The sequence below is a fragment of the Mesorhizobium sp. P2_C4 genome, from assembly GCF_056404575.1.
In genome coordinates this window covers 26,090-52,717 of record NZ_JBFUDT010000001.1, presented here as the reverse complement: position 1 = coordinate 52,717, position 26,628 = coordinate 26,090, and the positions used below count along the sequence as shown (strand labels likewise).

At 63.4% G+C, this 26,628-nt stretch carries 27 protein-coding genes; 15 read left to right on the top strand and 12 right to left on the bottom strand.

Going from position 1 to position 26,628, the window contains the following annotated elements; genetic code table 11:
- Window positions 1-40: 40 nt before the first annotated feature.
- Entirely contained in the window at window positions 41-2,731 is a 2,691-nt protein-coding gene (gene acnA / locus AC1DX6_RS00270) for an aconitate hydratase AcnA (protein ID WP_477310090.1), read from the bottom strand.
- Between the two features lie 285 nt (window positions 2,732-3,016).
- Here acnA and ccmA point away from each other — a divergent pair, with 285 nt between their 5' ends.
- From ccmA to AC1DX6_RS00250, 4 genes are all read left to right on the top strand, one after another.
- On the top strand, window positions 3,017-3,625 hold the full coding sequence (gene ccmA / locus AC1DX6_RS00265) for a heme ABC exporter ATP-binding protein CcmA (protein WP_477310088.1): 609 nt from the start codon (window positions 3,017-3,019) through the stop codon (window positions 3,623-3,625).
- Window positions 3,626-3,836: 211 nt separating this feature from the next.
- Window positions 3,837-4,502: a heme exporter protein CcmB gene (gene ccmB / locus AC1DX6_RS00260; RefSeq protein WP_477310086.1), complete on the top strand. Its 666-nt coding sequence runs from the start codon at window positions 3,837-3,839 to the stop codon at window positions 4,500-4,502.
- Window positions 4,503-4,616: 114 nt separating this feature from the next.
- Window positions 4,617-4,781 (top strand): heme exporter protein CcmD, encoded by a 165-nt coding sequence (gene ccmD / locus AC1DX6_RS00255; RefSeq protein WP_477310084.1) that lies wholly within the window; start codon window positions 4,617-4,619, stop codon window positions 4,779-4,781.
- Window positions 4,778-5,356, top strand: coding sequence for a DsbE family thiol:disulfide interchange protein (locus tag AC1DX6_RS00250; RefSeq protein ID WP_477310082.1), 579 nt, complete (start codon window positions 4,778-4,780; stop codon window positions 5,354-5,356). Before ccmD ends, AC1DX6_RS00250 begins: the two co-directional genes overlap by 4 nt.
- Window positions 5,357-5,403: 47 nt before the next feature.
- Here the strand turns inward: AC1DX6_RS00250 and AC1DX6_RS00245 are convergent, their stop codons facing one another.
- Entirely contained in the window at window positions 5,404-5,571 is a 168-nt protein-coding gene (locus AC1DX6_RS00245; protein ID WP_477249514.1) for a hypothetical protein, read from the bottom strand.
- A gap of 282 nt (window positions 5,572-5,853) precedes the next feature.
- Between AC1DX6_RS00245 and AC1DX6_RS00240 the strand changes: the two genes are divergently transcribed.
- Together AC1DX6_RS00240 and AC1DX6_RS00235 are read left to right on the top strand one after the other, a co-directional pair.
- Window positions 5,854-6,774, top strand: coding sequence for an SMP-30/gluconolactonase/LRE family protein (locus AC1DX6_RS00240; protein ID WP_477310080.1), 921 nt, complete (start codon window positions 5,854-5,856; stop codon window positions 6,772-6,774).
- 32 nt (window positions 6,775-6,806) lie between these two features.
- On the top strand, window positions 6,807-7,013 hold the full coding sequence (locus AC1DX6_RS00235) for a tautomerase family protein (protein WP_202352214.1): 207 nt from the start codon (window positions 6,807-6,809) through the stop codon (window positions 7,011-7,013).
- A 185-nt stretch (window positions 7,014-7,198) separates the two neighbouring features.
- Here the strand turns inward: AC1DX6_RS00235 and AC1DX6_RS00230 are convergent, their stop codons facing one another.
- The 9 genes from AC1DX6_RS00230 to AC1DX6_RS00190 all read right to left on the bottom strand — a co-directional run bounded on the left by AC1DX6_RS00230 (window position 7,199) and on the right by AC1DX6_RS00190 (window position 15,034).
- Window positions 7,199-7,747, bottom strand: coding sequence for an NADPH-dependent FMN reductase (locus AC1DX6_RS00230; protein WP_477310078.1), 549 nt, complete (start codon window positions 7,745-7,747; stop codon window positions 7,199-7,201).
- A 39-nt stretch (window positions 7,748-7,786) separates the two neighbouring features.
- Entirely contained in the window at window positions 7,787-8,407 is a 621-nt protein-coding gene (locus tag AC1DX6_RS00225) for a pyridoxamine 5'-phosphate oxidase family protein (protein ID WP_477310076.1), read from the bottom strand.
- A gap of 10 nt (window positions 8,408-8,417) precedes the next feature.
- Window positions 8,418-9,080 (bottom strand): septation protein A, encoded by a 663-nt coding sequence (locus tag AC1DX6_RS00220; RefSeq protein WP_477311867.1) that lies wholly within the window; start codon window positions 9,078-9,080, stop codon window positions 8,418-8,420.
- Between the two features lie 58 nt (window positions 9,081-9,138).
- Window positions 9,139-10,806, bottom strand: coding sequence for a signal recognition particle-docking protein FtsY (gene ftsY / locus AC1DX6_RS00215; protein WP_477310074.1), 1,668 nt, complete (start codon window positions 10,804-10,806; stop codon window positions 9,139-9,141).
- A gap of 12 nt (window positions 10,807-10,818) precedes the next feature.
- Window positions 10,819-12,126, bottom strand: a complete 1,308-nt coding sequence (gene mtaB, locus AC1DX6_RS00210) for a tRNA (N(6)-L-threonylcarbamoyladenosine(37)-C(2))-methylthiotransferase MtaB (protein ID WP_477310072.1) — start codon at window positions 12,124-12,126, stop codon at window positions 10,819-10,821.
- Window positions 12,126-13,010: a diaminopimelate epimerase gene (dapF, locus tag AC1DX6_RS00205; protein WP_477310070.1), complete on the bottom strand. Its 885-nt coding sequence runs from the start codon at window positions 13,008-13,010 to the stop codon at window positions 12,126-12,128. The genes mtaB and dapF overlap by 1 nt, the downstream gene beginning before the upstream one ends.
- 73 nt (window positions 13,011-13,083) lie before the next feature.
- On the bottom strand, window positions 13,084-13,245 hold the full coding sequence (locus AC1DX6_RS00200; RefSeq protein ID WP_477310068.1) for a DUF1328 domain-containing protein: 162 nt from the start codon (window positions 13,243-13,245) through the stop codon (window positions 13,084-13,086).
- Between the two features lie 95 nt (window positions 13,246-13,340).
- Window positions 13,341-13,907 (bottom strand): hypothetical protein, encoded by a 567-nt coding sequence (locus AC1DX6_RS00195; protein ID WP_477310066.1) that lies wholly within the window; start codon window positions 13,905-13,907, stop codon window positions 13,341-13,343.
- Between the two features lie 116 nt (window positions 13,908-14,023).
- A complete protein-coding gene (locus AC1DX6_RS00190; protein ID WP_477310064.1) occupies window positions 14,024-15,034 on the bottom strand; it encodes an MBL fold metallo-hydrolase in 1,011 nt (336 codons plus the stop codon).
- Between the two features lie 161 nt (window positions 15,035-15,195).
- Between AC1DX6_RS00190 and AC1DX6_RS00185 the strand changes: the two genes are divergently transcribed.
- The 3 genes from AC1DX6_RS00185 (at window position 15,196) to zapE (ending at window position 18,589) form a co-directional block, all read left to right on the top strand.
- On the top strand, window positions 15,196-16,629 hold the full coding sequence (locus tag AC1DX6_RS00185; protein WP_477310062.1) for a hypothetical protein: 1,434 nt from the start codon (window positions 15,196-15,198) through the stop codon (window positions 16,627-16,629).
- Window positions 16,630-16,819: 190 nt separating this feature from the next.
- Window positions 16,820-17,359, top strand: coding sequence for a protease inhibitor Inh/omp19 family protein (locus AC1DX6_RS00180; protein ID WP_477310060.1), 540 nt, complete (start codon window positions 16,820-16,822; stop codon window positions 17,357-17,359).
- A gap of 30 nt (window positions 17,360-17,389) precedes the next feature.
- Window positions 17,390-18,589, top strand: coding sequence for a cell division protein ZapE (gene zapE, locus AC1DX6_RS00175; protein WP_477310058.1), 1,200 nt, complete (start codon window positions 17,390-17,392; stop codon window positions 18,587-18,589).
- Window positions 18,590-18,810: 221 nt separating this feature from the next.
- Here zapE and AC1DX6_RS00170 read toward each other — a convergent pair whose 3' ends face one another.
- Window positions 18,811-19,275, bottom strand: a complete 465-nt coding sequence (locus AC1DX6_RS00170; RefSeq protein WP_477310056.1) for an N-acetyltransferase family protein — start codon at window positions 19,273-19,275, stop codon at window positions 18,811-18,813.
- Between the two features lie 215 nt (window positions 19,276-19,490).
- On the opposite strand from AC1DX6_RS00170, the gene mdh reads away from it, so the two are divergent.
- The 6 genes from mdh (at window position 19,491) to AC1DX6_RS00140 (ending at window position 26,624) form a co-directional block, all read left to right on the top strand.
- Window positions 19,491-20,459, top strand: a complete 969-nt coding sequence (mdh, locus tag AC1DX6_RS00165; RefSeq protein ID WP_477310054.1) for a malate dehydrogenase — start codon at window positions 19,491-19,493, stop codon at window positions 20,457-20,459.
- A 61-nt stretch (window positions 20,460-20,520) separates the two neighbouring features.
- Window positions 20,521-21,714: an ADP-forming succinate--CoA ligase subunit beta gene (gene sucC / locus AC1DX6_RS00160; RefSeq protein ID WP_477310052.1), complete on the top strand. Its 1,194-nt coding sequence runs from the start codon at window positions 20,521-20,523 to the stop codon at window positions 21,712-21,714.
- Window positions 21,715-21,718: 4 nt separating this feature from the next.
- On the top strand, window positions 21,719-22,090 hold the full coding sequence (locus AC1DX6_RS00155; RefSeq protein WP_477310050.1) for a cupin domain-containing protein: 372 nt from the start codon (window positions 21,719-21,721) through the stop codon (window positions 22,088-22,090).
- A gap of 2 nt (window positions 22,091-22,092) precedes the next feature.
- The gene (locus AC1DX6_RS00150) at window positions 22,093-22,590 is read left to right on the top strand and encodes a DUF1579 family protein (RefSeq protein ID WP_477310048.1); all 498 of its coding nucleotides are present in this window, start codon (window positions 22,093-22,095) and stop codon (window positions 22,588-22,590) included.
- Window positions 22,591-22,601: 11 nt separating this feature from the next.
- A complete protein-coding gene (gene sucD / locus AC1DX6_RS00145; RefSeq protein WP_477310046.1) occupies window positions 22,602-23,504 on the top strand; it encodes a succinate--CoA ligase subunit alpha in 903 nt (300 codons plus the stop codon).
- Window positions 23,505-23,639: 135 nt separating this feature from the next.
- Complete coding sequence (locus AC1DX6_RS00140; RefSeq protein ID WP_477310044.1) at window positions 23,640-26,624, top strand: 2-oxoglutarate dehydrogenase E1 component; 2,985 nt, start codon at window positions 23,640-23,642, stop codon at window positions 26,622-26,624.
- The last annotated feature ends 4 nt before the right edge of the window (window positions 26,625-26,628 follow it).

Genomic DNA, 26,628 nt, shown 5'->3' with positions numbered 1-26,628 from the left:
GCAGTAGGGGCTCTATTCCCTACTGCCTAACCCCTATTCCCTAAGCCGCCAGATCGCGCAGCACGTACTGCAAGATGCCGCCGTTCTTGAAGTAGTCGAGCTCGTCCAGCGTATCGATGCGGCAGATGATCGGCACGTTTTTCACCGTGCCGTCGCCATAGGTCACCTTGGCGGTCATGGTCTGGCGCGGCTTGATGGCACTCAAGCCATCGATCTCGACGATTTCGTCGCCCTTGAGGTTGAGCGTGGCCCATGACGTCCCTTCCTCGAAGACGAAGGGGATGACGCCCATGCCGACCAGGTTCGAGCGGTGGATGCGCTCGAAAGACTGGGCGATGACGGCGCGGACGCCGAGGAGATTGGTGCCCTTGGCCGCCCAGTCGCGTGACGAGCCGTTGCCGTATTCGACGCCGGCGAAGATGACCAGCGGCACGCCTTCCTTCTTGTATTCCATGGCGGCGTCGTAGATCGACGTCTCTTCCTTGCTGGGGTAGTGGATGGTGTAGCCGCCTTCGCGGCCATTCTCGCCCAGCATGTGGTTGCGGATGCGGATGTTGGCGAAGGTGCCGCGCATCATCACCTCGTGGTTGCCGCGGCGCGTGCCGTACTGGTTGAAGTCGGCCACGCCGACGCCATGGTCGGTCAGGTATTTGCCGGCCGGAGACGCCGCCTTGATCGACCCCGCCGGCGAGATGTGGTCGGTGGTGATCTTGTCGCCGAACAGGCCAAGCACGCGGGCGCCCTTGATGTCGCCGATCTTGCCGAAGCCTGCGGTCATGCCGGCGAAATAGGGCGGGTTCTGCACATAGGTCGAGTTGTCGTCCCAGGCATAGGTCTGGCCTTCCGGCGCCTTGACGTTCTGCCAGTACTCGTCGCCCTTGAAGACGTCGGCATATTTGCGGGCAAACAGCTCGCGCGTGACGTTCTTCTCGATGAACTCCTGGATCTCGGCCGAGCTCGGCCAGATATCCCTCAAGTAGACCGGGTTGCCGTTCTTGTCTTCGCCGAGCGGCTCTGACGTCAGGTCCTTGGTCACCGTTCCGGCCAGCGCGTGCGCGACGACCAGCGGCGGCGAGGCCAGGTAATTCGCCTGCACGTCGGGGGAGACGCGACCCTCGAAGTTGCGGTTGCCGGAGAGCACCGCGGCAGCAATCAGGCCCTTGTCGTTGATGGTTTTCGAGATCGGCGCCGGCAGCGGGCCGGAATTGCCGATGCAAGTGGTGCAGCCGAAGCCGACCAGGTTGAAGCCGATCTGGTCGAGCTCCTTCTGCAGGCCGGATTTCTCCAGATATTCGGCAACTACCTGGCTGCCCGGCGCCAGCGAGGTTTTCACCCACGGCTTCTGCTTGAGGCCGAGCCGGTTGGCGTTGCGCGCCAGAAGGCCGGCGCCGATCAGCACGCTCGGGTTGGAGGTGTTGGTGCAGGAGGTGATGGCGGCGATGACGACGTCGCCATGACCAAGATCGTGGCTGGTGCCTTCGACAGCGTAGCGCTTGTGAATCTCGGCGGCCTTCTTGTATTCGGTCTCCATCGCCTTGGCGAAGCCTTCCGGAATGCCTTCCAGGGCAACGCGGCCTTCCGGACGCTTGGGGCCAGCCATCGACGGCACGACGCTGTCCAGCTCGAGCTCGAGCAGGTCGGTGAAGACAGGGTCGGCCGAGCCGGTGTCGCGCCACAGGCCTTGCGCCTTGGCATAGGCCTCGACGAGGGCGATGCGGCTTTCCTCGCGGCCCGACATTGTGAGGTAGCGGATGGTCTCGCCGTCGACCGGGAAGAAGCCGCAAGTGGCGCCATATTCGGGCGCCATATTGCCGATGGTGGCGCGGTCGGCCAGCGTCATGTTGGAGAGGCCAGGGCCGAAGAACTCGACGAACTTGCCGACGACGCCCTTCTTGCGCAGCATCTGGGTGACGGTGAGCACGAGGTCGGTGGCGGTGACACCTTCCTTCAGCTTGCCGGTGAGGCGGAAGCCGATGACTTCCGGCAGCAGCATGGAGACGGGCTGGCCGAGCATCGCCGCCTCGGCCTCGATGCCGCCGACACCCCAGCCGAGAACGCCTAGGCCGTTGATCATGGTGGTGTGCGAATCGGTGCCGACGCAGGTGTCGGGATAGGCGGTGGTTTCGCCGTCCTCGGTGTTGGTCCAGACGACCTGGCCGAGATATTCGAGGTTGACCTGGTGGCAGATGCCGGTGCCGGGCGGCACGACGCGGAAATTGCGGAACGCCTGCTGGCCCCATTTGAGGAACTTATAGCGCTCCTCGTTGCGCTCATATTCGAGCTCGACATTGCGGGCAAAAGCCATCGGCGTGCCGAACTCGTCGACAATGACCGAATGGTCGATGACGAGATCGACCGGCACCAACGGATTGATCTTTTGTGGGTCGCCGCCGAGCGAGGCCATGGCGTCGCGCATGGCGGCAAGGTCGACCACGGCCGGAACGCCGGTGAAGTCCTGCATCAGCACGCGGGCCGGGCGGTAGGCGATTTCGACGCCGGCAGTGCCCTTGTCGGTCAGCCAGCCGGCAACCGCCTGGATCGATTCCTTGGTGACGGAGCGGCCGTCCTCGTTGCGCAGCAGGTTTTCCAGCAGCACCTTCATCGAATAGGGCAGCTGGGAAATGCCGGTGAGGCCGTTCTTCTCGGCCTCGATGAGGTCGTAGTAGACATAGTCTGTACCGCTCGCGGTCAGCGTGCGGCGGCAGTTGAAACTATCGAGGGATTTTGACACGTGCGGTCCGTCCTTGTCTGTTCAGCCTGAAAGGGAACGGACGCCGATGGCATGCAATCACGCGCAAAGGTGCGGGTACGGCCATTTCCGCTGTCCGTTCCCAGCCAACCCGAGCCGTTCAAGGCGGCGCGTGCGCTGGTTCGGCGCAAATTCCTGTTCCCGTGCCGACCGCTGGCACGGATGACCCGGATATAGAGAATTTTCTGGAATAGTTCTAGACACGGATTGGCCATTTTTGCTGCGGCGCACCGAAGCCGCGCGCGGATGTTCGGCGAAGGGGAAAGAATGCGGCTGGTTGCCGAAAATCTGGGCGGGGAACGCGGCGGCGAGACGGTGTTTTCTGGCATCCACTTCGCACTTGCGCAAGGCCAGGCGTTGATCGTCACCGGGCCGAACGGTTCGGGCAAATCGACGCTGCTCCGGGTCGTCGCCGGCCTGCTGCCGGTGGCGGAAGGCCGTGTGTCGATCGAGGGCGGGAGTGAAGATTTTCCGACAGTCGCCGCGGCCTGCCACTATCTCGGCCACCTCAACGCGATGAAGACGGCGCTGAGCGTGACGGAAAACCTGCGCTTCTGGCGGGATTTTTCGGGCGACGGCCTATCGAGCGTCGAAGAGGCGCTGGAGATCGTCGGGCTTGGCGGCATCGGCCATTTGCCGTTCGGCTATCTCTCGACCGGACAGCGGCGGCGTGCGGCGATAGCGAAATTGCTGGTCAGCGGGCGGCCGCTTTGGCTGCTGGATGAGCCGACAGCGGGATTGGACAAGGCATCGGAGGCGCGGTTTGCCGGGTTGATGACGAGGCATTGCAGGGATGGTGGGATGATCGTGGCGGCGACGCATTTGCCGCTGGGGATCGAGGGGGCGATAGAGTTGAGGATGGAGGAGGCTGGATGATGCCGGCACTCGACGGCGCCCCCCTCTGTCCTGCCGGACATCTCCCCCACGAGGGGGGAGATCGGTTGTCGCCACGGCTTTCGCCAATCACCGATATCGCAAAGATGTGCGGGGCGCCGAAACCGTCAATCTCCCCCCTTGTGGGGGAGATGGCCGGCAGGCCAGAGGGGGGCGTGAAGGAGCGCCTGCCTCAACAGAGGACCACATCGTAATGTGGTCCCTCTTCCTGCGCGACATCCGTCTCAACATCCGCGCCGGTGGCGGGGCGCTGACCGGCGTCATCTTCTTCCTCGCTGTCATCGCGACGATCCCCTTCGGTGTCGGGCCGGATCTGAAGCTGCTTGCCCGCATCGGTCCGGCGATCCTGTGGATCGGCGCGCTGCTCTCTTGCCTGCTCGGCCTCGATCGGCTGTTCCAGGCCGACCGCGAAGACGGCTCGCTCGATCTCTTGGTGCTCGGCAATGACCGCCACATGCTGGCGCTGACGGTGCTGATGAAATGCCTGGCGCATTGGGCAGGAAGCGTGCTGCCGCTGGTCATCGCAGCACCCCTGCTCGGCCTGTTCATGAACATGGAGCCGGTCGCCATCGGCGCCACGGCGCTGACCCTGCTGGTCGGCACGCCGGCCATCACCTTCATCGGTGCCGCCGGCGCCGCGGTGGCGGTGGCGCTGCCGCGCGGCGGGCTGCTGATCTCAGTGCTGGTGCTGCCGCTGACCATTCCGGTGCTGATCTTTGGCGTCGCCGCCAGCTATGGCGCGGTGGCGGATCCCGATCCGTTCCTGCAGCCCTTCCTCATTCTCGCCGCGCTGACCTTGTTTCTTGCCGTGCTGGGACCGGTGGCAGCGGCGCTGGCGTTGCGGCACGGGACGGATTGAAGGCCGCGGCATGGCGGCCGATTGCGAAGCCGATGGCGCGAGGCTAAGGAAAGGCATGGTCGAACAAGGCGAAATGGGCGGATCGGAAGGCTGCGCGCTGGCGGAGGGGATCGCATGAGCGCGCACGCCCTCTACGTCACCGCCGCCTATGCGATCACCGGCATCGTGCTGGCCGGCCTGATCGGCTGGATCCTCATCGACCAGCGCGGCCGCAAGCGCGATCTTGCCGAACTGGAAGCCGCCGGCGTGCGGCGACGCTCCGACAAGGCCAAGCCATGAGCATGGAAAACGAAACGCCAGCGCGTGGTCGCCGCCTGATCGTGCTGTTGCCGCTGCTGATTTTTCTCGGGCTGGCCGGGTTGTTCCTGTCGCAGCTTTTGTCCGGGCGCGATGTTTCGGAAGTGCCGTCGGCGCTGATCGGCCTGCCGGCGCCGCAGACCAACCTGCCGGCGCTGGAAGGCATCAATCTGCCGGGACTGGACTCGAAATCGTTCGCCGGCAAGGTGACGCTGGTCAACGTTTTCGCGTCATGGTGTGCGCCGTGCCGGGAAGAGCATCCGGTGCTGCTGGCGCTGTCGCAGGACAAGCGTTTTGTCATGGCCGCGCTGAACTACAAGGACGAGCCGGAAAATGCTCGCCGGTTTCTCGGCGATCTCGGCAATCCGTTCCAGGCGATCGGTGTCGACGAGGCGGGCCGCACGGCGATCGACTGGGGCGTCTACGGCGTGCCGGAGACTTTTGTTATCGGCAAGGACGGCAAGATTGCCTACAAGCATGTCGGCCCGCTGACGCCAGACTCGGCGCAGACGCTGCTATTGCCGCAGATTGAGAAGGCGCTTGCGGCGCCGAACTGATGCGGCACCTCGGGCTTCGAGCCCGAGGATGACGAACGTGGTGCGGCTCAGCCGTAGATCTGCTTGTGGACCTGGTAGAGCATTTCCGAGCGGTCGGCGCGCATGTCGGCGAGGTCGCGGCTGGAGAAGCTGTCGATTTCGGCGACGAGGCGGTTGTAGTGCTTGCGCTTGGCAATGCTGGCACGAGCGCGGGTCATAAGGCTGTCGATGATCATAGCAAGGTTCCTTTCAGCGCCGCATTGCTGCGGCAGTTATTCCTCCCTTGATCGATACGAAGCATGACATAGTTACGTAGCGTTGCAAAAAGAAGATGTTGCAATGCACCATTGCACTGGGCGCATAGCCGGTTAATGCGGCGCTAACGTCATGGGCAGGGAACAGGCCGGCAAGTGATCTGTCCTGGCCGCCCTTTTTATATGGCACTGTGCGTACGCACATTGCCTTCTGTTCCACGGGCTGGCTTGATCCCTCGCGTTGTGTAGTGCCCGGAGGAAAGCATGGCGGCCGCAGACTATTACGAAATTCTCGATCCGCGTTTTGCGCGGCTGTTCAATTCCAACGCGCAAGTGGAAAAGCTGTTCACGGGATGCCAGTGGGCGGAAGGGCCTGCGTGGTTCGCCGCCGGGCGCTATGTGGTCTGGTCCGACATCCCCAACAATCGCATGCTGCGCTACGACGAGACCGACGGCAATGTCAGCGTCTTCCGTCAGCCATCCGGCAATTCCAACGGCAACACCGTCGACCGGCAGGGCCGGCTGGTCACCTGCGAGCATTCCGGCCGCCGCGTCAGCCGCACCGAGTTTGATGGCTCGGTCACCACAATCGCCGCGAAATGGAAGGGCAAAAGGCTGAACTCGCCGAACGACGCGGTAGTCAAATCCGACGGCTCGATCTGGTTCACCGATCCGAGCTACGGCATCGACACCGACTATGAGGGCGACAAGGCCGAGAGCGAGATCGGCGCCTGCCATGTCTACCGCGTCGACCCTGATACGGGTGAGGTCGAAGCCGTCATCACCGACATGGTCAGGCCCAACGGGCTCGCCTTCTCGCTCGACGAGAGCAAGCTCTATGTCGTCGACACCGGCCGCACGCACGGCGCCAAGAACCCCGCCCATATGCGGGTGTTCAATGTCGGCAAGGGCGGCAAGAAGGTGTCTGGCGACAAGGTCTTTGCCGACTGCACGGCCGGTCTGTTCGACGGTTTCCGGCTCGACGCGGACGGGCGTATCTGGACCAGCGCTGCCGACGGCATCCATTGCTACGACCCCGACGGGACGCTGATCGGCAAGGTCAAGGTGCCGGAAGTCACCGCCAACTGCGTGTTCGGTGGCAACAAGCTGAACTGCCTGTACATCGCCGGCACCACCTCGCTCTACATGGTGCGGCTCATGGTCAACGGCGCCAAGACTTTTTGAGACGGTCAAACGGGATCCATGGGAGGGACTTCATGCCATTCGTCAACATCCGCATCGTCAAGGAAGTCATCGCCGCCGACCCGGCCGGCAAGAAGGCGGATATCGCCAAAAAAGTCACGGCGGCGATCATGGATGCCACTGGACTGGGTAACAACGATGTCTGGGTGGTGTTCGAGGAGGTCAACGCCCGCGACTGGTATGTCGGCAAGACGGATGTCGAGACGTTGCGGAAGGGGTAGGGTCGCCGGCACGTTTGGGTGCGGCCGCTCCCTTTCCTTCGTCATCCTCGGGCTTGACCCGAGGATCCATGCCGTGACCTCTAACGTCAAGCACAGCGGTGCCGAATCTGTAACCGTTGCAACGCCTTAGCGTCACGGCATGGATCCTAGGGTCTGCGCCGCGTCGCTACGCTCCTTGCTTCGCCCTAGGATGACGAAGGCGCGTTTGCGCGTACAAAACCTACAAAGCCGTTCAGTGCTTCACGCATCGCCCGCTGGTTCGCTTCCTCCCTCAGGATCATTTCCACCTCCGGCGGCTTCTTGCCGAGCAAAGCGATTTCGCACACCGCTTCCTCAAAAAGCGCAAACGACATCGTCCGCATGATCTCGGCCAGCGCCGTGCGGGCGAACAGCGAGCGCGGCGAGGCGTGCACCAGCATGGCCGGCTTGGCGACGGCGGCGTCGCGCGACACCAGCCAGTCGAGCGCGTTCTTCAGGCCACCCGGCACGCCATGGGCATATTCCGGACAGGAGATGATGACACCGTCGGCGCGGGTGACGGCGTCGATCAGCCGGGAAGCCTCCTGCGGCGTCCGTTCGCCTTCGTCGTCGGGGTTAAAGATCGGCAAGCGGCCAAGCCCGTCATAGACGCTGACACGGCAGCCGGACGGGGCGGTTTGTGCCAGCGCCGCGACCAGCGCTGAATTGGTGGAGGCGGCGCGCAGGCTGCCTGAGAGGGCGAGGATTTCGATCAAGGGAGGCGAGCCGTATGCGAGCGAATCGTGTCCGCAAACCTACCACATCGTCTGTTTGTATTCCTCGTCGAGCCAGCGGTCGGTCGCCTCGGCCGAATCGGAAACCGCCAGTTGGTCGCGCAGGATCTGGCCCAGCGTCGGCAGCGTCGCGCGGTCGTACCAGGTCTCCGGCTTCCACAGATCGGAACGCATGAAGGCCTTGGCGCAATGTATGTAGGCGGCCTTGACGCTGACCACGACGACGCTTTGCGGTTCCTTGCCGTCGACCGCCAGCCGCTCGCGCAAGCCGGCATCGACGGTGATGCGGGCGTCGCCATTGACGCGCAGCGTCTCGTTCATGCCGGGAATGAGGAACAGCAGCCCGATCGAGGGGTTGAGCAGGATATTCTCCAGCGTGTCGAGCCGGTTGTTGCCGGGCCGGTCGGGGATGGCGATGGTTTTGTCGTCGAGCACCAGGGCGAAGCCCGGCCTGTCGCCTTTCGGCGTCACGTCGGCATTGCCGGCGCCGTCGGATGAGCCGATCAGCACGAACGGGCTCTTGCCGATGAAGGAGCGGCAGTGGCCGTCGAGCGCCTTCAGCTCCTTGCGGATGGAGCCGTCGGTCGGCCGCGGCGTCTTGTAGATCGTCCTCAACTCGTCGCGCGAAGTGACGAATTCCATGACCCTCTCCCTACTTGCCGGCCTCTCCGGTCTTGTCTTCAAGCGAATGGCGCAAGATCAGCGGCATCTGGCTGAAGGTGAACAGAAGCGTGATCGGCATGATGCCCCAGACCTTGAAGGTAACCCAGGCGTCGGTGGAAAAATTCCGCCAGACAATCTCGTTGACGAGGGCCAGGAACAGGAAGAACAACCCCCAGCGGAAGGTGAGTTTGCGCCAGCCCTCGGCATCGAGGCTGAAGGCGGAATCGAAGACGTAGCCGAGCAGCGACCTGCCGAAGAACAGGCCGCCGAGCAGCACGCCGCCGAACAGAGTGTTGACGATGGTCGGCTTCATCTTGATGAAGATGTCGTCCTGCAGATAGAGCGTCAGCGCACCGAAGATGAGGACGACGACGCCTGACACCATCGGCATGATCGGCAAGGTGCGCAGCAGCAGCCAGGACGCGATCAGCGCAATCGCGGTGGCGGCCATGAACAGGCCGGTGGCGACGAAGATCGGTCCACCGAATTCGGCCAGAACAGGGAATTTCTGCACCAGCCAGGCGCCGCGCGCATTGGCGAAGAAGAACACCATCAACGGGCCGAGCTCCAGCACCAGCTTGAGCAGCGGGTTGACGCTCTCCTTCTTCTTCTGCGGATCGGACGGGTCGCGTTCGAGGATAGGCGGGTTCATGATTTCCTTCTGACGCATGATCTTGTCCAAAAGCCTGCGGCTCCCGGGATCGTACCTGCTACGCTACACCAGCGATCGCCCTGGCGAATTCGCTGGCTGAAAAAGGTTCGAGGTCGTCGACCTGTTCGCCGACGCCGATGAAATAGACCGGCAATTTGTGCTTTGCCGCGATGGCCACCAGAATACCGCCACGCGCCGTGCCGTCCAGCTTGGTCATCACCAGGCCGTTGACGCCGGCGATGTTGCGAAAGATCTCGACCTGGTTGAGAGCGTTCTGGCCGGTGGTGGCGTCGACCGTCTGCAACACCGTATGCGGCGCCTCCGGGTCGAGCTTGCCCAGCACGCGGACGATCTTTTCCAGCTCCGCCATCAGTTCGGTCTTGTTCTGCAGCCGGCCGGCAGTGTCGATGATCAGCACGTCGGAGCCGGCCTCCCTGGCCTTCTCGAAAGCATCGTAGGCGAGACCGGCGGCGTCGGCGCCGATCTTGGAGGCGATGACGGGCGATTTCGTCCGCTCGCCCCAGATTTTCAATTGCTCGATGGCTGCGGCGCGAAACGTGTCGCCGGCGGCGAGCATCACCGACAGGCCGCCATCGGTCAGCTTGGCCGCCAGCTTGCCGATGGTGGTGGTTTTTCCCGTGCCGTTGACGCCGACGACCAGGATGACATGCGGCTTGTGCGAGAGGTCGAGCTCCAGCGGCATGGCGACGTGGGTGAGCACCTTCTCCACTTCGGTCGCCATGATGGCGCGGACCTCTGCGTCGGAGACGTCCTTGCCGTAGCGGCTGGCAGCCAGCGCATCGGTGACGCGCAAGGCGGTTTCCATGCCAAGGTCGGCGCGGATCAGCACGTCTTCCAGATCCTGCAGCGTGTCCTCGTCCAGCTTGCGCTTGGTGAAGACGCCGGCAATGTTGCCCGTCAGCTCTTTGGAAGAACGGGCAAGCCCGTCCTTCATGCGCTGGAACCATGAGCGCCTCGGCGCCGGCTCCGGCGCTTTTTGGGGTTCGGCCTTCTGCTCGACCTTTTTGGTGACGGTCACCTTGCCGGGCGCGGGTTTTGGCTCCGGTGAAGGATGGGGCGCCGGTGGCGGGATCGGCTGGGGTTCGGGTGCGATCTCGGCAAGAACGGGCTGCGCCACGGCCGGCGCAGGCTGGCGAACGGGGGGCGGGATTTCCGCCGGCGGGGCTTCAGGTTCCGGCTCGGCCGGGGTAGGCTCAACAGGTGCCGGCACCTCGACAGGCGCTGGCTCCGGCTGTCTCTCCGGCTGCGGCGGGACGATTTCCGGCTGCTTCGGCGCGGGCTCCGGAATTTCCTGCGGTTCGGGTTCAGGCTCGGGCGCCGCAGGGGCAGCTGGGATTTCCTCCGGCACCGGCTGTTCTACCGGCGCTTCCGGCTCGGGCGGCTGCGGTTGCTCGAAAGGCGCCGGCTCTGGCTGGATTTCCGGCTCCGGAGGAACGATCGGTGTCGGTTCTTCGACAGGTGCCGGTTGCGTCGCAGGCGGTGCCTCTGGCTCAACCCCGGGAGGTGGTGCCGGCTCGACTGCCGGTGCGACCTCCGCCTCGGGTTCCTCGCGCTTCAGGAACTCTGGAACAACTTGCTCAGCCGCCGGTTTCAGCGCCTCGAGCGCTTCCCATTTGATCGGCGGCAGCGGGGCGGTCTCGTCGACCCGCTCCTCGACCACTTCCTTCTTGCCGAACGAAAATATCTTCTTGAAAAAACCAGCCATGCTTTGCGTTTCTCAGGCGGCGCGGGCGCTAAGCGGCGCCGCGATCAGGCGGGCACCGTCATGGCCGGAAATATCGGCCTCGACGATGTCGCCCGGCGCACCCGCGGAGACCGTGGCCAGCGTAAAGCCTTCGGTGCGGCCGAGCCCGTCGCGTTCGACCAGGATCGATTGGCGTGTCCCGGCAAGCGAGGACAGGTGACGGCGGTAAGCGGCTTCGCCGGCAGCACGCAGCCTTGCCGCACGCTGCTTGACGACTTCGCGGCGTAGCTGCGGCATGCGCGCGGCGGGCGTGCCTTCGCGTGGGCTGAACGGAAAGACGTGGAGATGCGTCAGGCCGCATTCCTCGACGATCTTTTCCGAGTTTTCGAACATGGCGTCAGTTTCGGTCGGGAAGCCGGCGATGATGTCGGCGCCGAAGACGATCGCAGGGCGCAGCTTGCGCACATCCTCGCAGAAGCGGATCGACTGGTCACGCAAATGCCGGCGCTTCATGCGCTTCAGGATCATGTCGTCGCCAGACTGCAGCGACAGATGCAGATGCGGCATCAGCCTGGGCTCGGTGGCGATGGCGTCGAGCAGATCGTCGTCGGCCTCGATCGAATCGATGGAGGACAGGCGCAGGCGCTTCACGTCGGGCACCTGCTTCAGAATGGTTTTCACCAGTTTGCCGAGTTTGGGCGCGCTCGGCAGGTCGGCGCCGAAACTGGTCATGTCGACACCGGTCAGCACGATCTCGGCATAGCCATTGCCGGCAAGCCGCTTGACCTGCTCGACCACGGCGCCCATCGGCACCGAGCGCGAATTGCCGCGGCCATAGGGGATGATGCAGAAGGTGCAGCGGTGGTCGCAGCCATTCTGCACCTGGACGAAGGCGCGGGCCCTGCCCTCGATGGCGTCGACCATGTGGCCGGCGGTCTCACGCACGGAGAAGATGTCGTTGACGCGGGCCTTTTCGGTGTCGTTGACGCCGAAATCCGGCAGCGCGCGATAGGAATGCGCCTTCAGCTTCTCTTCATTGCCGAGCACGAGATCGACCTCGTCCATGGCGACGAAATTTGCCGGCTCGGTCTGCGCGGCGCAACCGGTGACGATGATGCGCGCCTGCGGGTTCTCGCGGCGGGCTTTCCGGATCGATTGCTTGGCCTGGCGCACCGCCTCCGATGTGACGGCGCAGGTGTTGAAGATGATGGCGCCGCCTTGCAGCGCGCCGAGGCCGGCGCTTTCGGCTTCGCGGCGCATCACTTCGGATTCATAGGTGTTCAGCCGGCAGCCGAAGGTGACGACGTCAATATTCTTGGAACCCTTGGAGAGGGGTGCCATCAGGCGGCGCTTTCGGTGTCGCGGGCCCAGATGCCGGTCGACGGGTCGAAACTGCCGGAAAATTCCCATTCGGCGGCGCCGGTGAGGATGACATGGTCGTCGTCGCGCCATTCGACATGCAGCGAGCCGCCGCCGGGGGTCATCAATGTGACGCTGCGACCGGTGCGCCTGGTGCGGGCCGCGGCGACGACAGCGGCGCAAGCGGCCGAACCACAGGCCTTGGTCAGGCCGGCGCCACGTTCCCAGGTACGGATGATCATCGCGTCGGGCGAGGTCACCTGCGCCAGCGTGATGTTGGCGCGCTCGGGAAACATCGGGTGGTTCTCGAGCAGCGGGCCGAAACGGTCGAGTTCATAGGACCAGACGTCCTGGTCGACCCAGAAGATGGCGTGCGGATTGCCCATCGAGACAGCGGAGGGCGAATGCAGCACCGGGGCGTCGATCGGGCCGATCTGCAGCTCGATCATGCGGGTGTCGCGGAATTCCTCCGCCAGCGGAATATCCTGCCAGCCAAAGCGGGGGGTACCCATGTCGACCGAGATCGTCCCATCGGCATGTTCTATGGCGTTGAGGATGCCGGCGCGCGTCTCGAAGGTGAAAGTCTTTTGTCCGGTTTCGGCCGCGAGCGCCTGGACGACGCAACGCATGCCGTTGCCGCAGGCCTGCGCCCCGGAGCCGTCGGAATTCAGGATGTCGATGAAAAAGGCAGTGCCTGGCGTCCTGGCATCATGGATCGCCATGATCTGATCGAATTTGGTCGCGGCGTCGGCATTCAGGGCAATGGCCGCCGCAGGCGTCACCCGATCGGCACGGCTACGCATATCGGCAACGATGATCTCGTTGCCGATGCCGTTCATCTTGGCGAAAGGGGCAGCACTTGCCATGGGTCGAAAGGTCTCTTGCCGGTTTGGCGCCTATATGGCGGATACCGGCCGAAATTACCAGTCCGCGCTGCTTTTAGGTTATCGCGAAGACCCCGAGCACGATCAGCAGGAAGATGATCAGGACGATGCCGATCAGCACACGGGCGCCGGTGGCGGCGGCCCCAGCGAGAGCCGGCATGCCGAGCAGGCTCGCCGCAGCGGCGACAATCAGCAGAATGACGATCCATTTGATCATGGCAAATGCCTCACAGCCGACAGTTTGAAACTGTCTACAAACGCGGCTGTGCGGCCTGCGGTTCCCCGGTCTGCCGGCGATGCGCAAGGGGGATTCTACCCGGCGATCTCGATATCCGTGGTGAAGGGCGCCGTCTTGGTCGAATTCTCGTCATGCATGAGGAAATCGCAGCGGTATTTGCCGGGCGGCAGGCCATCGAGGGAGAGGTCCAGTTTGAAGAACAGTTCGCGGTTGTGCGAGCGGGAAGCGACCTGAATGCGGCCGACCTTCTCCATCGTGCCGAGAGTCTCGCCCGCCGCGGAAACGACGGTGATGTCGACGGAAAGAGCGATCAGGCTGTTGCCGAGGCCGTCCTTGCCATAGCCGTAGCCGACAGGTTCCATGTAGAGGACGATCTTCTCGCCAGGCTTGTAGATGTGGTTGGCGCGCTCGCTGTAGATGCCAAAGCCGCTCGCCGTGTCGATCTGTTTGACGTTCTGCACGCCAAGCGGCATCGCCTGCCACAAAGCTTCCTCGGCGCTGCGGAATTTCTCCAGCGCGCCGGCGCCGTCGCCCGCCTGCAGCGCCTTTTCGGCCTCTGTCGCCAGATCGCCGATTTCGCCCGCGAACGCAGCCGGTGCCGAAATCACCAGCGCCAGCAGAGCTGCCAGGATTGATTTCATGTGATTTCCCCTATGCCTGTTGAGGGGGACCATCAACGAAAACGGCAGTGCCGTAAACGGCCAAATGCAGACTTCAGCCGTGTCAGGATCAATCGACATCGACAATGTCGATTGGCCTAGGTCTCCGGCACGTCCCAGATCTCGCCCGGACGCAAGGCGCGAAAGCGCTCTTGCGGCACACCTTGCCCGTCGAGCGCCTCGACCAGTTTTCTCACGGGCTCGTCGATCGGTTCGTCGGTGAGCTGGAACGTGCCCCAATGGCAGCCGGCGGCATAGGCGGCGTTGCATAGCTGCATGCCTTGCACCGCCTCCTCAGGGTTCTGATGCTGCGGCGCCATGAACCAGCGCGGCTCATAGGCGCCGATCGGCAGGATGGCGAGGCGGAAGCCGCCATGCTTTTCGGCCATCAGCCGATAGTTGGTGCCGCCGTGAAAGCCGGTGTCGCCAGCGAAATACATCTTTGTGTCAGGCGTTTCGATGACGAAGCCGGCCCACAGCGCCATGCGCCGGTCACGGGCGCCGCGCGCCGACCAGTGGTGCACCGGCTCGACATGGATGGCGACACCGTTGCCGATCTCGACGCGATCGCCCCAGTCATGCGCCGAAAGCCGCATGCCTGGTACGGCATCGTCGATGATGGCGTCGTTGCCGAGCGGCGTCAGCACTTTTGGGTCGTGCCCAGCCTGCAGCCGCTGCAGCGTGGCGAGGTCGAGATGGTCGTAATGGTTGTGGCTGACAAGGACGAGGTCGATCGGCGGCAGGTGGGAAAAGGCGATGCCCGGCGCATTGACGCGTTTGGGTCCGGCAAAGGAGAGCGGCGAGACGCGGGGCGACCAGACCGGGTCGGTGAGGATGTTGAGCCCGGCGATCTGGATGAGCAGCGTGGAATGGCCGACCATGGTGAGCCGCAATCCCGAACCGTCGATCCGTTCAGTCGGTCTTGCCTGTTCAAACGGGCTCGGATTGGCCGCCGGCCATTTCGAACGCTTGCCGTTCAATTGCCATTTCAACAGATCGCCAAAACGGCCGGGCGGTTTGCCATCGGGGTTGAAGAACAGGGTGCCGTCGAAATGATCGCTGGGCGGGCCGCTGTAGTAGCGATTGGCGGCTTTCTTTCTGGCGACCAATTTTCCGCTCCCGCATGTTTCAGTCTCAGCAAACATAGGGACGCTGGCCTTTGGCGCAATACCGGGCAGCAACCAGACACCAGCGAGCCGGTATGCCCGGCTTGCTGGTGTCGGTGGGGATTTTCGGTGTACGATGCTGTCGTAGCGGAGGGGTTCAAACCATGCGCTGGCTGACTTTTCTTGCGATCATCGGGATAGCGTCCGCGCCGTCGATGGCTGTAGCGCAGACGCAGCCCGACAAGCCCAGCGCCTGCATCCATGCACCAACCATCCTGGCCAGCGCTGATTTCCTGCTTGCTGAACCAGCTACGTTCCCCAATTTCTGGCGCGATCGTTATGGGGATGATGCGGCCTATCTGAAGATCCGCTATGGCGGCCTCAGCTACACCGAAGGCTCGGCGCTGCTGGCCGGTCTGGAAAAACGCAGCCATCCGCCGCTGCGGATTGGCGAACTCAGACTTGCCTATGCAACAACGCCGGAGCGGACGGCGATGATCGCCGGCATGCAGCCGGAGCGCAACGCGAAGTCGGTTGTGCCTCAGCTTGGTGAATCTGCCTGGCGCGCGCTCGTCACCGAGGACGGCGGCGACTGGCTGCTGGGCGAACTGGCGCGCTGGCGTGCGGCCGACGCCGGCCAGTTCGACGCGTCGAGGATTTCCGTGGGGCTTGCCCAGGTGCTGGCGGACCTCGAGGATGACGCCAAGTCGCGCCTTGCCAAAAGAGCGGAAGACGCAGGCATCTGGCCCGTGGCTCTGGAGATGCGGGCAGTCAAAGACGACCTCTCGGACTATGTAGCTTACCTCGACAGGCTTCCCCCCGCAGTACGTTCCGACAAGGGTGGTCGCATATGGTTTATCCGCCAAGCCCTGAACCTGGCCAATCTTCGCCCTTCCGTCGATATGTCCAAACAGCCAGCGGAGGTGCAGGCGCTCGACGGTCAAAACGATCTGGGCTCAGCCATCCGGTCGATCGGGCAGCTGATTGCCTATGTTCCTCAAACTGCGATCTTGCTGCCTCTCGTGAACCAGACCGGCAACCTCAGCCTCGGCACAACGGTGGCAGGGGCGATCAACGCGCAGATTGCCGCAAAACATCTCGACCCGATCAACAATCCCGATACGGTCACGGCAGCCATGCTCGACGGGATCGACTACATTCTTGGCCGCCGCGACCGGGAGCATAATTTGCGCGACGCTCTAATCTCGGAAATGCAGGGCGAAACGGCGGAGTCGTTCATAGACAGGGCGTTAGCCCGGGTGATGTTGGCCTCATTCATGCTAGACAATGGGGCCGAACCGCCACGTCGCCCGGATCTGCTCACCGCGGCCTTCCCCTGGGAACAGTGGGTTGGGTTGGCCGGCAAGCTGAAGAGCGGCGAAGCCATCGCGCCGGAAGATCGCATCGTCGCGGCCGATCTCATGATCGCAGCCGACCGTCCTGCGGATGCGTTGGCCTTGCTGAAAACGGCCGGCGATTGGAAGACGGCAGTGCGGCGCTCTCATCAGTTGGCGCTTAGGCTGGACCGCCGATGCGCCGACCTGCTGCGGCCCCCAATGCCGGTTTCGCAGCCGCTCTACCGGTTCGAGCCGCGCTAGGGCACCTCCCGGTCAAGCTCCCGATGGCCGACGAGCGCGCCCTTGGCCGGATGATTGCGTTAAATTTGCAACAAATGTTGCCGCAAACCGTATTTTAACCATATCAGGTTGAAATTTCGCCACCTTCTCCGTCTTGGTGGGGGTGAGATTGCGCGGACGGCACCCCCAGCCGGATCCGACGGAGGTTGATATGAATTTTTCGAAGACCGGTTTGCTGGCCGTATCGCTGGCCGCCCTCATTGCGAGCGGCTGTTCGACCTCGCGCTTTTCATCAATGGACGACCAGCAGCCGGCGCCGCTGCAGCCTGCGCCCGCCGGCCAGGTGACCGGCAACCAGCTGCCGCCGCCGGCAACGCCCGGCGCCACCGACCCGTCGCAATTCCCGACCGCGCCGGCAAACACGCAGGTCGCCTCGCTGCCGCCGGATGGAACGGCGCCAGCCGGCGCCACCGACCTGACCGCGGCCAGCGTCGCCGGCGTCTGGAACGCCAGTGTCTCCGGACAGAGCTGCAAGGTGGCGACGCCGCAGACCAAATTCGGCGCCGGCTTCCGCGCCGGGCCGCTGCATTGCCCGGCTCCCATCGATGGCATCAAGTCGTGGAACGTCGCCGGCAAGCAGCTGACGCTCTATGACGAGAATGGCGGCACGCTGGCGCGGCTCTATTCCTCGGGCGGCTCGAAATTCGACGGCCAGACTTCCACCGGCTTGCCGATTTCGCTTACACGATAAGGCCGACCTACCTCTTTTATGACGTGACCGATGCATCTGCGTGACGGCCTCCAGACCCATGCGACCGTCAGGCAGCGCTACGACCATCTGGTCGAGACCGGCGCCATCGAACGCGACCCTGCGCAGGAGCGGATCGCCGCTGCGCTCGACCGGCTGACCGACGAGATTTCGGCAAAACGGCTGGCGCAGAAATCGAGTGCGCTGGGCTGGCTGTTTGCCCGCAAGCGCGAAACGCATGAGCCGGTCAAAGGCCTCTACATCCATGGCGGCGTCGGCCGCGGCAAGACCATGCTGATGGACATGTTCTTCGAGCTGCTGCCGGTGCGGCGCAAGCGCCGCGTGCATTTCAACGACTTCATGGCCGATGTGCAGGACCGCATCCAGAAGCATCGGGCCGCGCGCAAGAACGGCGACGTCAAGGAGGACGACCCGATCCCGCCGGTGGCGCGCGCACTGGCCGAGCAGGCCTGGGTGCTGTGCTTCGACGAGTTTTCGGTCACCGACATTGCCGATGCGATGATCCTGTCCCGGCTGTTTTCGGCGCTGTTTGCCAATGGCGTGGTGCTGGTCGCCACCTCCAATGTCGCACCGCAGGATCTCTATCGCGACGGGCTGAACCGCCAGCTGTTCCTGCCCTTCATCGGCATTCTCGAACGGCAGACCCATGTGCTGGCGCTCGACGCCGACAAGGACTACCGGCTGGAAAAATTGGCGCGCACCCCGGTCTATGTCACCCCGGACGATGCGGCTGCCGATCGGACGCTCGATGACGCCTGGGAAGCAATGACGCATGGTGCGCCGACCGCCGGGACGGCGCTGACGGTGAAGGGCCGGCAGGTCGCGGTGCCGGCTGCCGCCGGAGCTGCGGCGCGGTTTTCCTTCGCGGATCTGTGTGAAAAGCCACTTGGCGCCCGCGACTATCTCGCCATTGCCGGCCGCTTCTCGACCATTTTTGTCGATCACGTGCCGGTGCTCGGCGAAGGCCGGCGCAACGAGGCAAAGCGCTTCATCCTGCTGATCGACACGCTCTACGACCATCATGTGCGACTGGTGGTAAGTGCGGCGGCACAGCCAAATCTGCTCTATACCGCCAAGCGCGGCGTCGAGGTGTTCGAATTCGAACGCACGGCCTCGCGATTGATCGAGATGCAGAGCCGCGACTGGCTGGAAGATTGGGCGGAGCGGCACAAGGCGAAGGCGGTTGCCGAAATGCAGCAGGCGCAGGCTTAGCCGCCATGCATTTCGTCATCCTAGGGCGGAGCAAGGAGCGAAGCGACGCAGCGCAGACCCTAGGATCCATGCCGGGACTTGCGAGCGTCGCGGCGGTGCAGAATGATACGACCACCGGACGAAACGGGAAGAGCAGAGATTGTTCTGCGCCGCTGCGGGTTCATCACCGTCAAGGAATGGATCCTAGGGTCTCCGCGACGTCGCTTCGCTCCTGCTCCGCCCTAGGATGACGAAGGTGTGAGGCTTTCGGCTAAACGCTGAAGTTCATACACATACATCACAAACCGCTCTGCTTCCCCATGTGGCTCTCTCCGTGACTTATAAAGCGCGCGTGCCGCAACATTGTCCGGCTCGGTGCCGACCCAGGCTTCCCCGCAACCCTGCTCGCGGCCGAGCGCCAACATGGCGTCGAGCATTTTTCGGGCGATGCCCTGGCGCTGGAAGGCCGGGGAGACGCCGACCTCGTCGATGTAGAGTTCGCTGATCTTGTCGGGGTGGCGGTGGATGACGGCGGCGCATTGGCCGACAACGACATCATCGGCCAGCGCCACGATCATCAGATGGCCCGGCGCGGCGAGATAGGCGGCCAGCCTGTCGGCCCGCACCGGCTCGTCGAACACATCTTCGGCGATCCGCATCAAAATGCCGTCATCACTAGGATTGAGCCTTCTGATTTCCACAGTCATGTGCAAAATCTCCCAAGTCGGCTTAGCAACTTTGACGTTTACGTAAATCCCAATGTTTCTAACCGATTGAATTTATTCACTCGAAAATAATCGTTTGAATATTTTTCCCACCAAGGCTATTGGGTGCGGCGAAAATTCGCTGATACCCCGCAGCATTCCGGCCTCTTCTTCGACGCCGTTCGGCGCCGTCACCGACAAAGGGAAAACATCCTCACATGGCACGCAACAAGATAGCGCTCATCGGCTCTGGCATGATCGGCGGCACCCTCGCACACATGATCGGCCTCAAGGATCTCGGCGACGTCGTGCTGTTCGATATTGCCGAGGGCGTCCCGCAAGGCAAGGGTCTCGACATCGCGCAGTCTTCGCCGGTCGATGGGTTCGACTCCAGGCTGACCGGCGTCAACGACTATGCCGGCATCGAGGGCGCGGATGTCTGCATCGTCACCGCCGGCGTGCCGCGCAAGCCGGGTATGAGCCGCGACGATCTTCTGGGCATCAACCTGAAGGTCATGGAGCAGGTCGGCGCCGGCCTCAAGAAGTACGCGCCAAAGGCCTTCGTCATCTGCATCACCAACCCGCTCGACGCCATGGTCTGGGCGCTGCAGAAGTTTTCCGGCCTGCCGAAGAGCCATGTCGTCGGTATGGCCGGTGTGCTCGATAGCTCGCGCTTCCGCTATTTCCTGGCCGAGGAGTTCAAGGTCTCGGTCGAGGACGTCACCGCCTTCGTGCTTGGCGGCCACGGCGATTCCATGGTGCCGATGATCCGCTATTCGACGGTATCAGGCATTCCGCTGCCCGACCTGATCAAGATGGGCTGGACCTCGAAGGAAAGGCTCGACCAGATCGTGCAGCGCACCCGCGACGGCGGCGCCGAGATCGTCGGCCTGCTCAAGACCGGTTCGGCCTTCTACGCGCCGGCCGCCTCGGCGATCTCGATGGCCGAAGCCTATCTCAAGGACAAGAAGCGCGTGCTGCCCTGCGCGGCGCATCTCTCGGGACAGTATGGCGTCAAGGGTACCTATGTCGGCGTGCCGGTGGTGATCGGCTCCGGTGGCGTCGAGCGCATCATCGAGATCGACCTCAACAAGAGCGAGCAGAAGATGTTCGACGCGTCGGTGGCGACGGTGCAGGGCCTGACCGAGGCCTGCGTCAAGATCGCTCCGCATCTCGCCAACAAGTGATCTCTCGCCGGCATCCCGCCAACCGACATCCTAGCTGCCAAGTGACCCGGAGACATTCTCGATGAACATCCATGAGTATCAGGGCAAGGCGCTGCTGAAGAGCTTTGGCGCACCGGTTGCCGAAGGCGTGCCGGTGTTCAAGGCGAGCGAGGCGGAAGCCGCGGCCAAGGCGCTGCCCGGCCCGCTCTATGTGGTGAAGAGCCAGATCCATGCCGGCGGCCGTGGCAAGGGCAAGTTTAGGGAGCTTGCCCCCGACGCCAAGGGCGGGGTGCGGCTGGCGAAGTCGGTGGCCGAGGTGGTCGCCAACGCCAAGGAGATGCTCGGCCACACGCTGGTCACCAAGCAGACCGGCCCGGCCGGCAAGCAGGTCAACCGCCTCTACATCGAGGACGGCGCCGATATCGACCGCGAGCTTTATCTGTCGATCCTGGTCGACCGCACCGTTGGCCGCATCGCCTTTGTCGTCTCGACCGAAGGCGGCATGGACATCGAGGCGGTCGCGCATGACACGCCGGAAAAGATCATCACCGTCGCCATCGACCCGGAAAAGGGCGTCACGGCTTCCGATCTGAAGGCGCTGAACGGCGCGCTGAAGCTCGACGGCATTGCTGCCAAGGACGGCGATACGCTGTTCCCGATCCTCTACAAGGCCTTCGTCGAGAAGGACATGAGCCTGCTTGAGGTCAACCCGCTGATCGTCATGAAGAACGGACGGTTGCGGGTGCTCGACGCAAAAGTGTCGTTCGACAACAACGCGCTGTTTCGCCACCCCGACGTGATGGAACTGCGCGACACCACCGAAGAGGACGAGAAGGAGATCGAGGCGTCGAAATACGACCTCGCCTATGTCGCGCTCGACGGCAATATCGGCTGCATGGTCAACGGCGCGGGCCTGGCCATGGCGACGATGGACATCATCAAGCTCTATGGCGCCGAACCGGCCAACTTCCTCGATGTCGGCGGCGGCGCGTCGAAGGAAAAAGTGACGGCGGCGTTCAAGATCATCACCAAGGATCCGGCGGTCAAAGGCATTTTGATCAACATCTTCGGCGGTATCATGAAGTGCGACATCATCGCCGAGGGCGTCATTGCCGCGGTCAAGGAAGTCGGGCTGCAAGTGCCGCTGGTGGTACGCCTGGAAGGCACCAATGCCGATCTCGGCAAGAAGATCATCAACGACAGCGGCCTCAATGTGGTCTCTGCCGATGACCTCGACGACGCAGCCAAGAAGATCGTGGCGGCGGTGAAGGGCTGATCTGGTGCCTCCGCGCAAGATAAACCTGGTCGAGGCGGCCGACGCGAAGATCAGCAAGGTCTTCGATCCGCATATTGCCGGCGACGTCAATGATGCCCAAGCGAAGGTCGCCAAGTTCGGCGAGATCTTCGACTGGCACGCGCATGAGAGGGAAGATGAAGCCTTCCTCGTGCTGCGCGGGCGCATCGCCATCGATTTCCGCGACGGTCCGGTCGAGCTCGGCGAGGGCGACTTCATGGTCGTGCCGCGTGGCGTCGAGCATCGTCCACGTTCGCTGACGGCGGAGCCCGTGGTGCTGATGTTCGAGCCGGCGACGACGCTCAACACCGGCAATGCCAAGAGCGACCTTACCGTCGCCGAGCTGAAGCGGCTCTGACCATGAACGCGGCCTCCTTCTCTTCGCTCTCGGCCGATCACCAGCGCCTGCAGGCGCTGGTCGGCGCGTGGCGTGGCGAAGAAGAGGTGGCGGCCACGCAATGGACCGATGCCGGCACGGCGACGTCGGAAGTGCTGGCAGAGGCACAGTTCGGCGGCCTGTTCGTGGTGCAGCGCTATCGCCAGCGCCGCGACGGGACGATCTCGTTCGGTTCGCACAATGTGTTCGGCTTCGACCAGCAAAACAGCGTCGTCAGCATGCACCAGTTCGATTCGATGGGCTTTGTGCCGGCTACTCCTGCCACAGGTGCCTGGAACGGCAGCGAGTTGGTGCTGGTCCGCTCGTCGCCGCGCGGATCGGCCCGCGTGACCTACATTTTCGATACAGATGACAGTTACCGGATGCGGCTGCAGTTCCAGCCGGCCGGCAGCGACATCTGGCAAGACATGGTGAGCGGCGTTTACCGACGCGTTTCGCCTTCCTCGATCAACGGTTTGTAAAAAGGGCCATCATGTCCATTCTCATCGACAAGAACACCAAGGTGCTGGTGCAAGGCCTGACCGGCAAGACCGGCACGTTCCACACCGAACAGGCGCTGGCCTATCATGGCACCAAGATGGTCGGCGGCATCCATCCGAAGAAGGGCGGCGAGACGTGGACCGGCTCGAAGGGCGAAAGCCTGCCGATCTTCGCCACTGTCGCCGAAGGCAAGGAAAGGACCGGCGCCAACGCCTCGGTCGTCTATGTGCCGCCAGCGGGTGCCGCCGAAGCGATCCTGGAGGCGATCGAGGCCGAGATCCCGCTTATCATCTGCATCACCGAAGGCATACCGGTGATGGACATGATCAAGGTCAAGGCACGGCTCGACCGCTCGACCTCGCGGCTGATCGGCCCGAACTGCCCGGGCGTCTTGACCCCCAACGAATGCAAGATCGGCATCATGCCCGGCAACATCTTCCGCAAGGGTTCGGTCGGCGTTGTTTCGCGCTCGGGAACGCTTACCTATGAGGCAGTCTTCCAGACCACCAATGTCGGCCTCGGCCAGACCACCGCCGTCGGCATTGGCGGCGACCCGGTCAAGGGCACCGAATTCATCGACATGCTGGAAATGTTCCTTGCCGACGACGAGACCAAGTCGATCATCATGATCGGCGAGATCGGCGGTTCGGCCGAGGAAGACGCGGCGCAGTTCCTCAAGGACGAAGCCAAGCGCGGCCGCAAGAAGCCGATGGCCGGCTTCATCGCCGGGCGCACGGCGCCGGCGGGACGCACGATGGGCCATGCCGGCGCGGTTATCTCCGGCGGCAAGGGCGGCGCCGAGGACAAGATTGCGGCAATGGAATCGGCCGGCATCAAGGTTTCGCCATCGCCGGCACGGCTGGGCACGACGCTGGTCGAGGCGATCAAAGGTTAAGGGAGTAGGGCAGTATGGCAGTAGGGAAATAGGAAGAACGGGACGAGCGCGGCTTGCTTTCCCTACTGCCCTATTCCCCTACTGCCCTACTCCCCTCCAAAAACAGGAGACGGAGCCAGGCTCCGCAGGCAAAAAATGGCAAGACAAGATCAGGCCAACGACCAGTTTTCGCTCACCTCTTTCCTGTACGGCGGCAATGCCGACTATATCGAGGCGCTGCACGCCGCCTATGAGGATGATCCGGAATCGGTCAATCCCGAGTGGCAGGACTTCTTCTCGGCGCTGAAGGACGACGCCGGCGATGTGCGCAAGAACGCCAAGGGCGCCTCCTGGGCGAGGCCCTCATGGCCGCTGCAGGCCAATGGCGAACTGGTGTCGGCGCTCGACGGCAATTGGGGGATCGTCGAAAAGCACCTGGAAAAGAAGGTCAAGGACAAGGCCGTCACCAACGGTATCGTGCTGTCCGATGCCGATGTGCACCAGGCGACGCGCGACTCGGTGCGCGCCATCATGATGATCCGCGCCTACCGCATGCGCGGCCATCTGCACGCCAATCTCGATCCGCTCGGCATCGCCAAGCTCGAGGACTACAACGAACTGTCGCCGGAGAATTACGGCTTTACATCAGCCGACTACGACCGGCCGATCTTCCTCGACAATGTGCTCGGGCTCGAATTCGGCACCATCCGGCAGATGCTCGATATCCTGACGCGCACCTATTGCTCGACGCTGGGCGTCGAGTTCATGCACATTTCCGATCCGGTCGAGAAGGCCTGGATCCAGGCGCGCATCGAAGGTGCCGACAAGGAGATCAGCTTCACCGCCACCGGCAAGAAGGCGATCCTGCAGAAGCTGGTCGAGGCCGAAGGCTTCGAGCAGTTCATCGATGTCAAGTACAAGGGCACCAAGCGCTTCGGCCTCGACGGCGCCGAGGGGCTGATCCCGGCGCTGGAGCAGATTATCAAGCGCGGCGGCCAGCTCGGCATGAAGGAGATCGTGCTCGGCATGGCGCATCGTGGCCGGCTGAACGTGCTCTCCCAGGTGATGGCCAAGCCGCACCGCGCCATCTTCCACGAGTTCAAGGGCGGCTCGGCCGCCCCCGATGAGGTCGAAGGTTCGGGCGACGTGAAGTACCATCTCGGCGCTTCGTCGGACCGCGAGTTCGACGGCAACAAGGTGCATCTGTCGCTGACCGCCAATCCCTCGCATTTGGAAATCGTCGATCCGGTGGTGATGGGCAAGGCGCGCGCCAAGCAGGACTATCTGTTTGGCCGCAGCCGCGAGGAAATCGTGCCGCTGGAAGAGCGCGCCAAGGTGCTGCCGCTGCTGCTGCATGGCGACGCCGCCTTCGCCGGGCAGGGCGTGATTGCCGAGATCCTCGGCCTGTCGGGCCTGCGCGGCCATCGCGTCGCTGGCACGCTGCATTTTATCATTAACAACCAGATCGGCTTCACCACCAATCCGCGCTTCTCGCGTTCGTCGCCCTACCCGTCAGACGTCGCCAAGATGATCGAGGCGCCGATCTTCCACGTCAATGGCGACGACCCGGAAGCCGTGGTCCACGCCACCAAGGTGGCGATCGAATTCCGCATGAAGTTCCACAAGCCTGTCGTTGTCGACATGTTCTGCTACCGCCGCTTCGGCCACAATGAGGGCGACGAGCCGGCCTTCACCCAGCCGATCATGTATCGCAACATCCGCAGCCACAAGACGACGGTGCAGATCTATGCCGACCGGCTGATCGCCGAAGGCCACCTGACCCAGGCCGAGTTCGACAAGCTCAAGGCCGACTGGCGCGCGCATCTGGAACAGGAATGGGAAGTCGGCCAGCACTACAAGCCCAACAAGGCCGACTGGCTGGACGGCGCCTGGTCGGGCCTGCGCACGGCCGACAACCAGGACGAACAAAGGCGCGGCAAGACCGCCGTGCCGGTCAAGACCTTGAAGGAAATCGGCAAGAAGCTGACCGAAGTGCCTAAGGATTTCGAGGCGCACAAGACCATCATCCGCTTCCTCGAAAACCGTCGCCAGGCGATCGATTCGGGCGAAGGCATCGACTGGTCGACGGCCGAGGCGCTGGCCTTCGGCGCCATCCTGCTCGACGGCAATCCGATCCGCTTGTCGGGTCAGGATTCCGAACGCGGCACCTTCTCGCAGCGCCATTCCGTGCTCTACGACCAGCGCGACGAGACCCGCTACATCCCGCTCAACAATCTGTCTGCGGCACAGGCCGGCTACGAGGTCATCAACTCGATGCTTTCGGAAGAGGCGGTGCTCGGCTTCGAATATGGCTACAGCCTGGCCGAGCCGAAGGCGCTGACGCTGTGGGAAGCGCAGTTCGGCGATTTCGCCAACGGCGCCCAGGTTGTGTTCGACCAGTTCATCTCGTCTGGTGAACGCAAGTGGCTCAGAATGTCGGGCCTCGTCTGCCTGTTGCCGCATGGCTATGAAGGCCAGGGTCCGGAGCATTCGTCGGCCCGTCTGGAGCGCTTCCTGCAGCTTTGCGCCGAAGACAACATGCAGGTGGCCAACGTCACTACGCCGGCTAACTACTTCCACATCCTGCGCCGGCAGTTGAAGCGCGACTTCCGCAAGCCGCTGATCCTAATGACGCCGAAGTCGCTGCTGCGCCACAAGCGGGCGGTGTCGACGCTGCCGGAAATTTCGGGCGAAAGCGCGTTCCACCGGCTGCTCTGGGACGATGCCCAGCTGCTGTCCGGCCAGGCGATCAAGCTGGTCAAGGATTCGAAGATCCGCCGTGTCGTGCTGTGCTCGGGCAAGGTCTATTACGACCTCTACGAGGAGCGCGAGAAGCGCGGCATCAACGACATCTATCTGCTGCGCGTCGAACAGCTCTATCCGTTCCCGGCCAAGGCGCTGATCACCGAACTGTCACGTTTCCGCAATGCGGAGATGGTGTGGTGCCAGGAAGAGCCCAAGAACATGGGCGCCTGGTCGTTCATTGATCCCTATCTCGAATGGGTGCTGGCGCATATCGACGCCAAGCATCAGCGGGTGCGCTACACCGGCCGGCCGGCGGCGGCTTCGCCAGCGACCGGACTGATGTCGAAGCATCTCGCGCAGCTCGCCGCCTTGCTCGAAGACGCGCTCGGTGAATAGAACA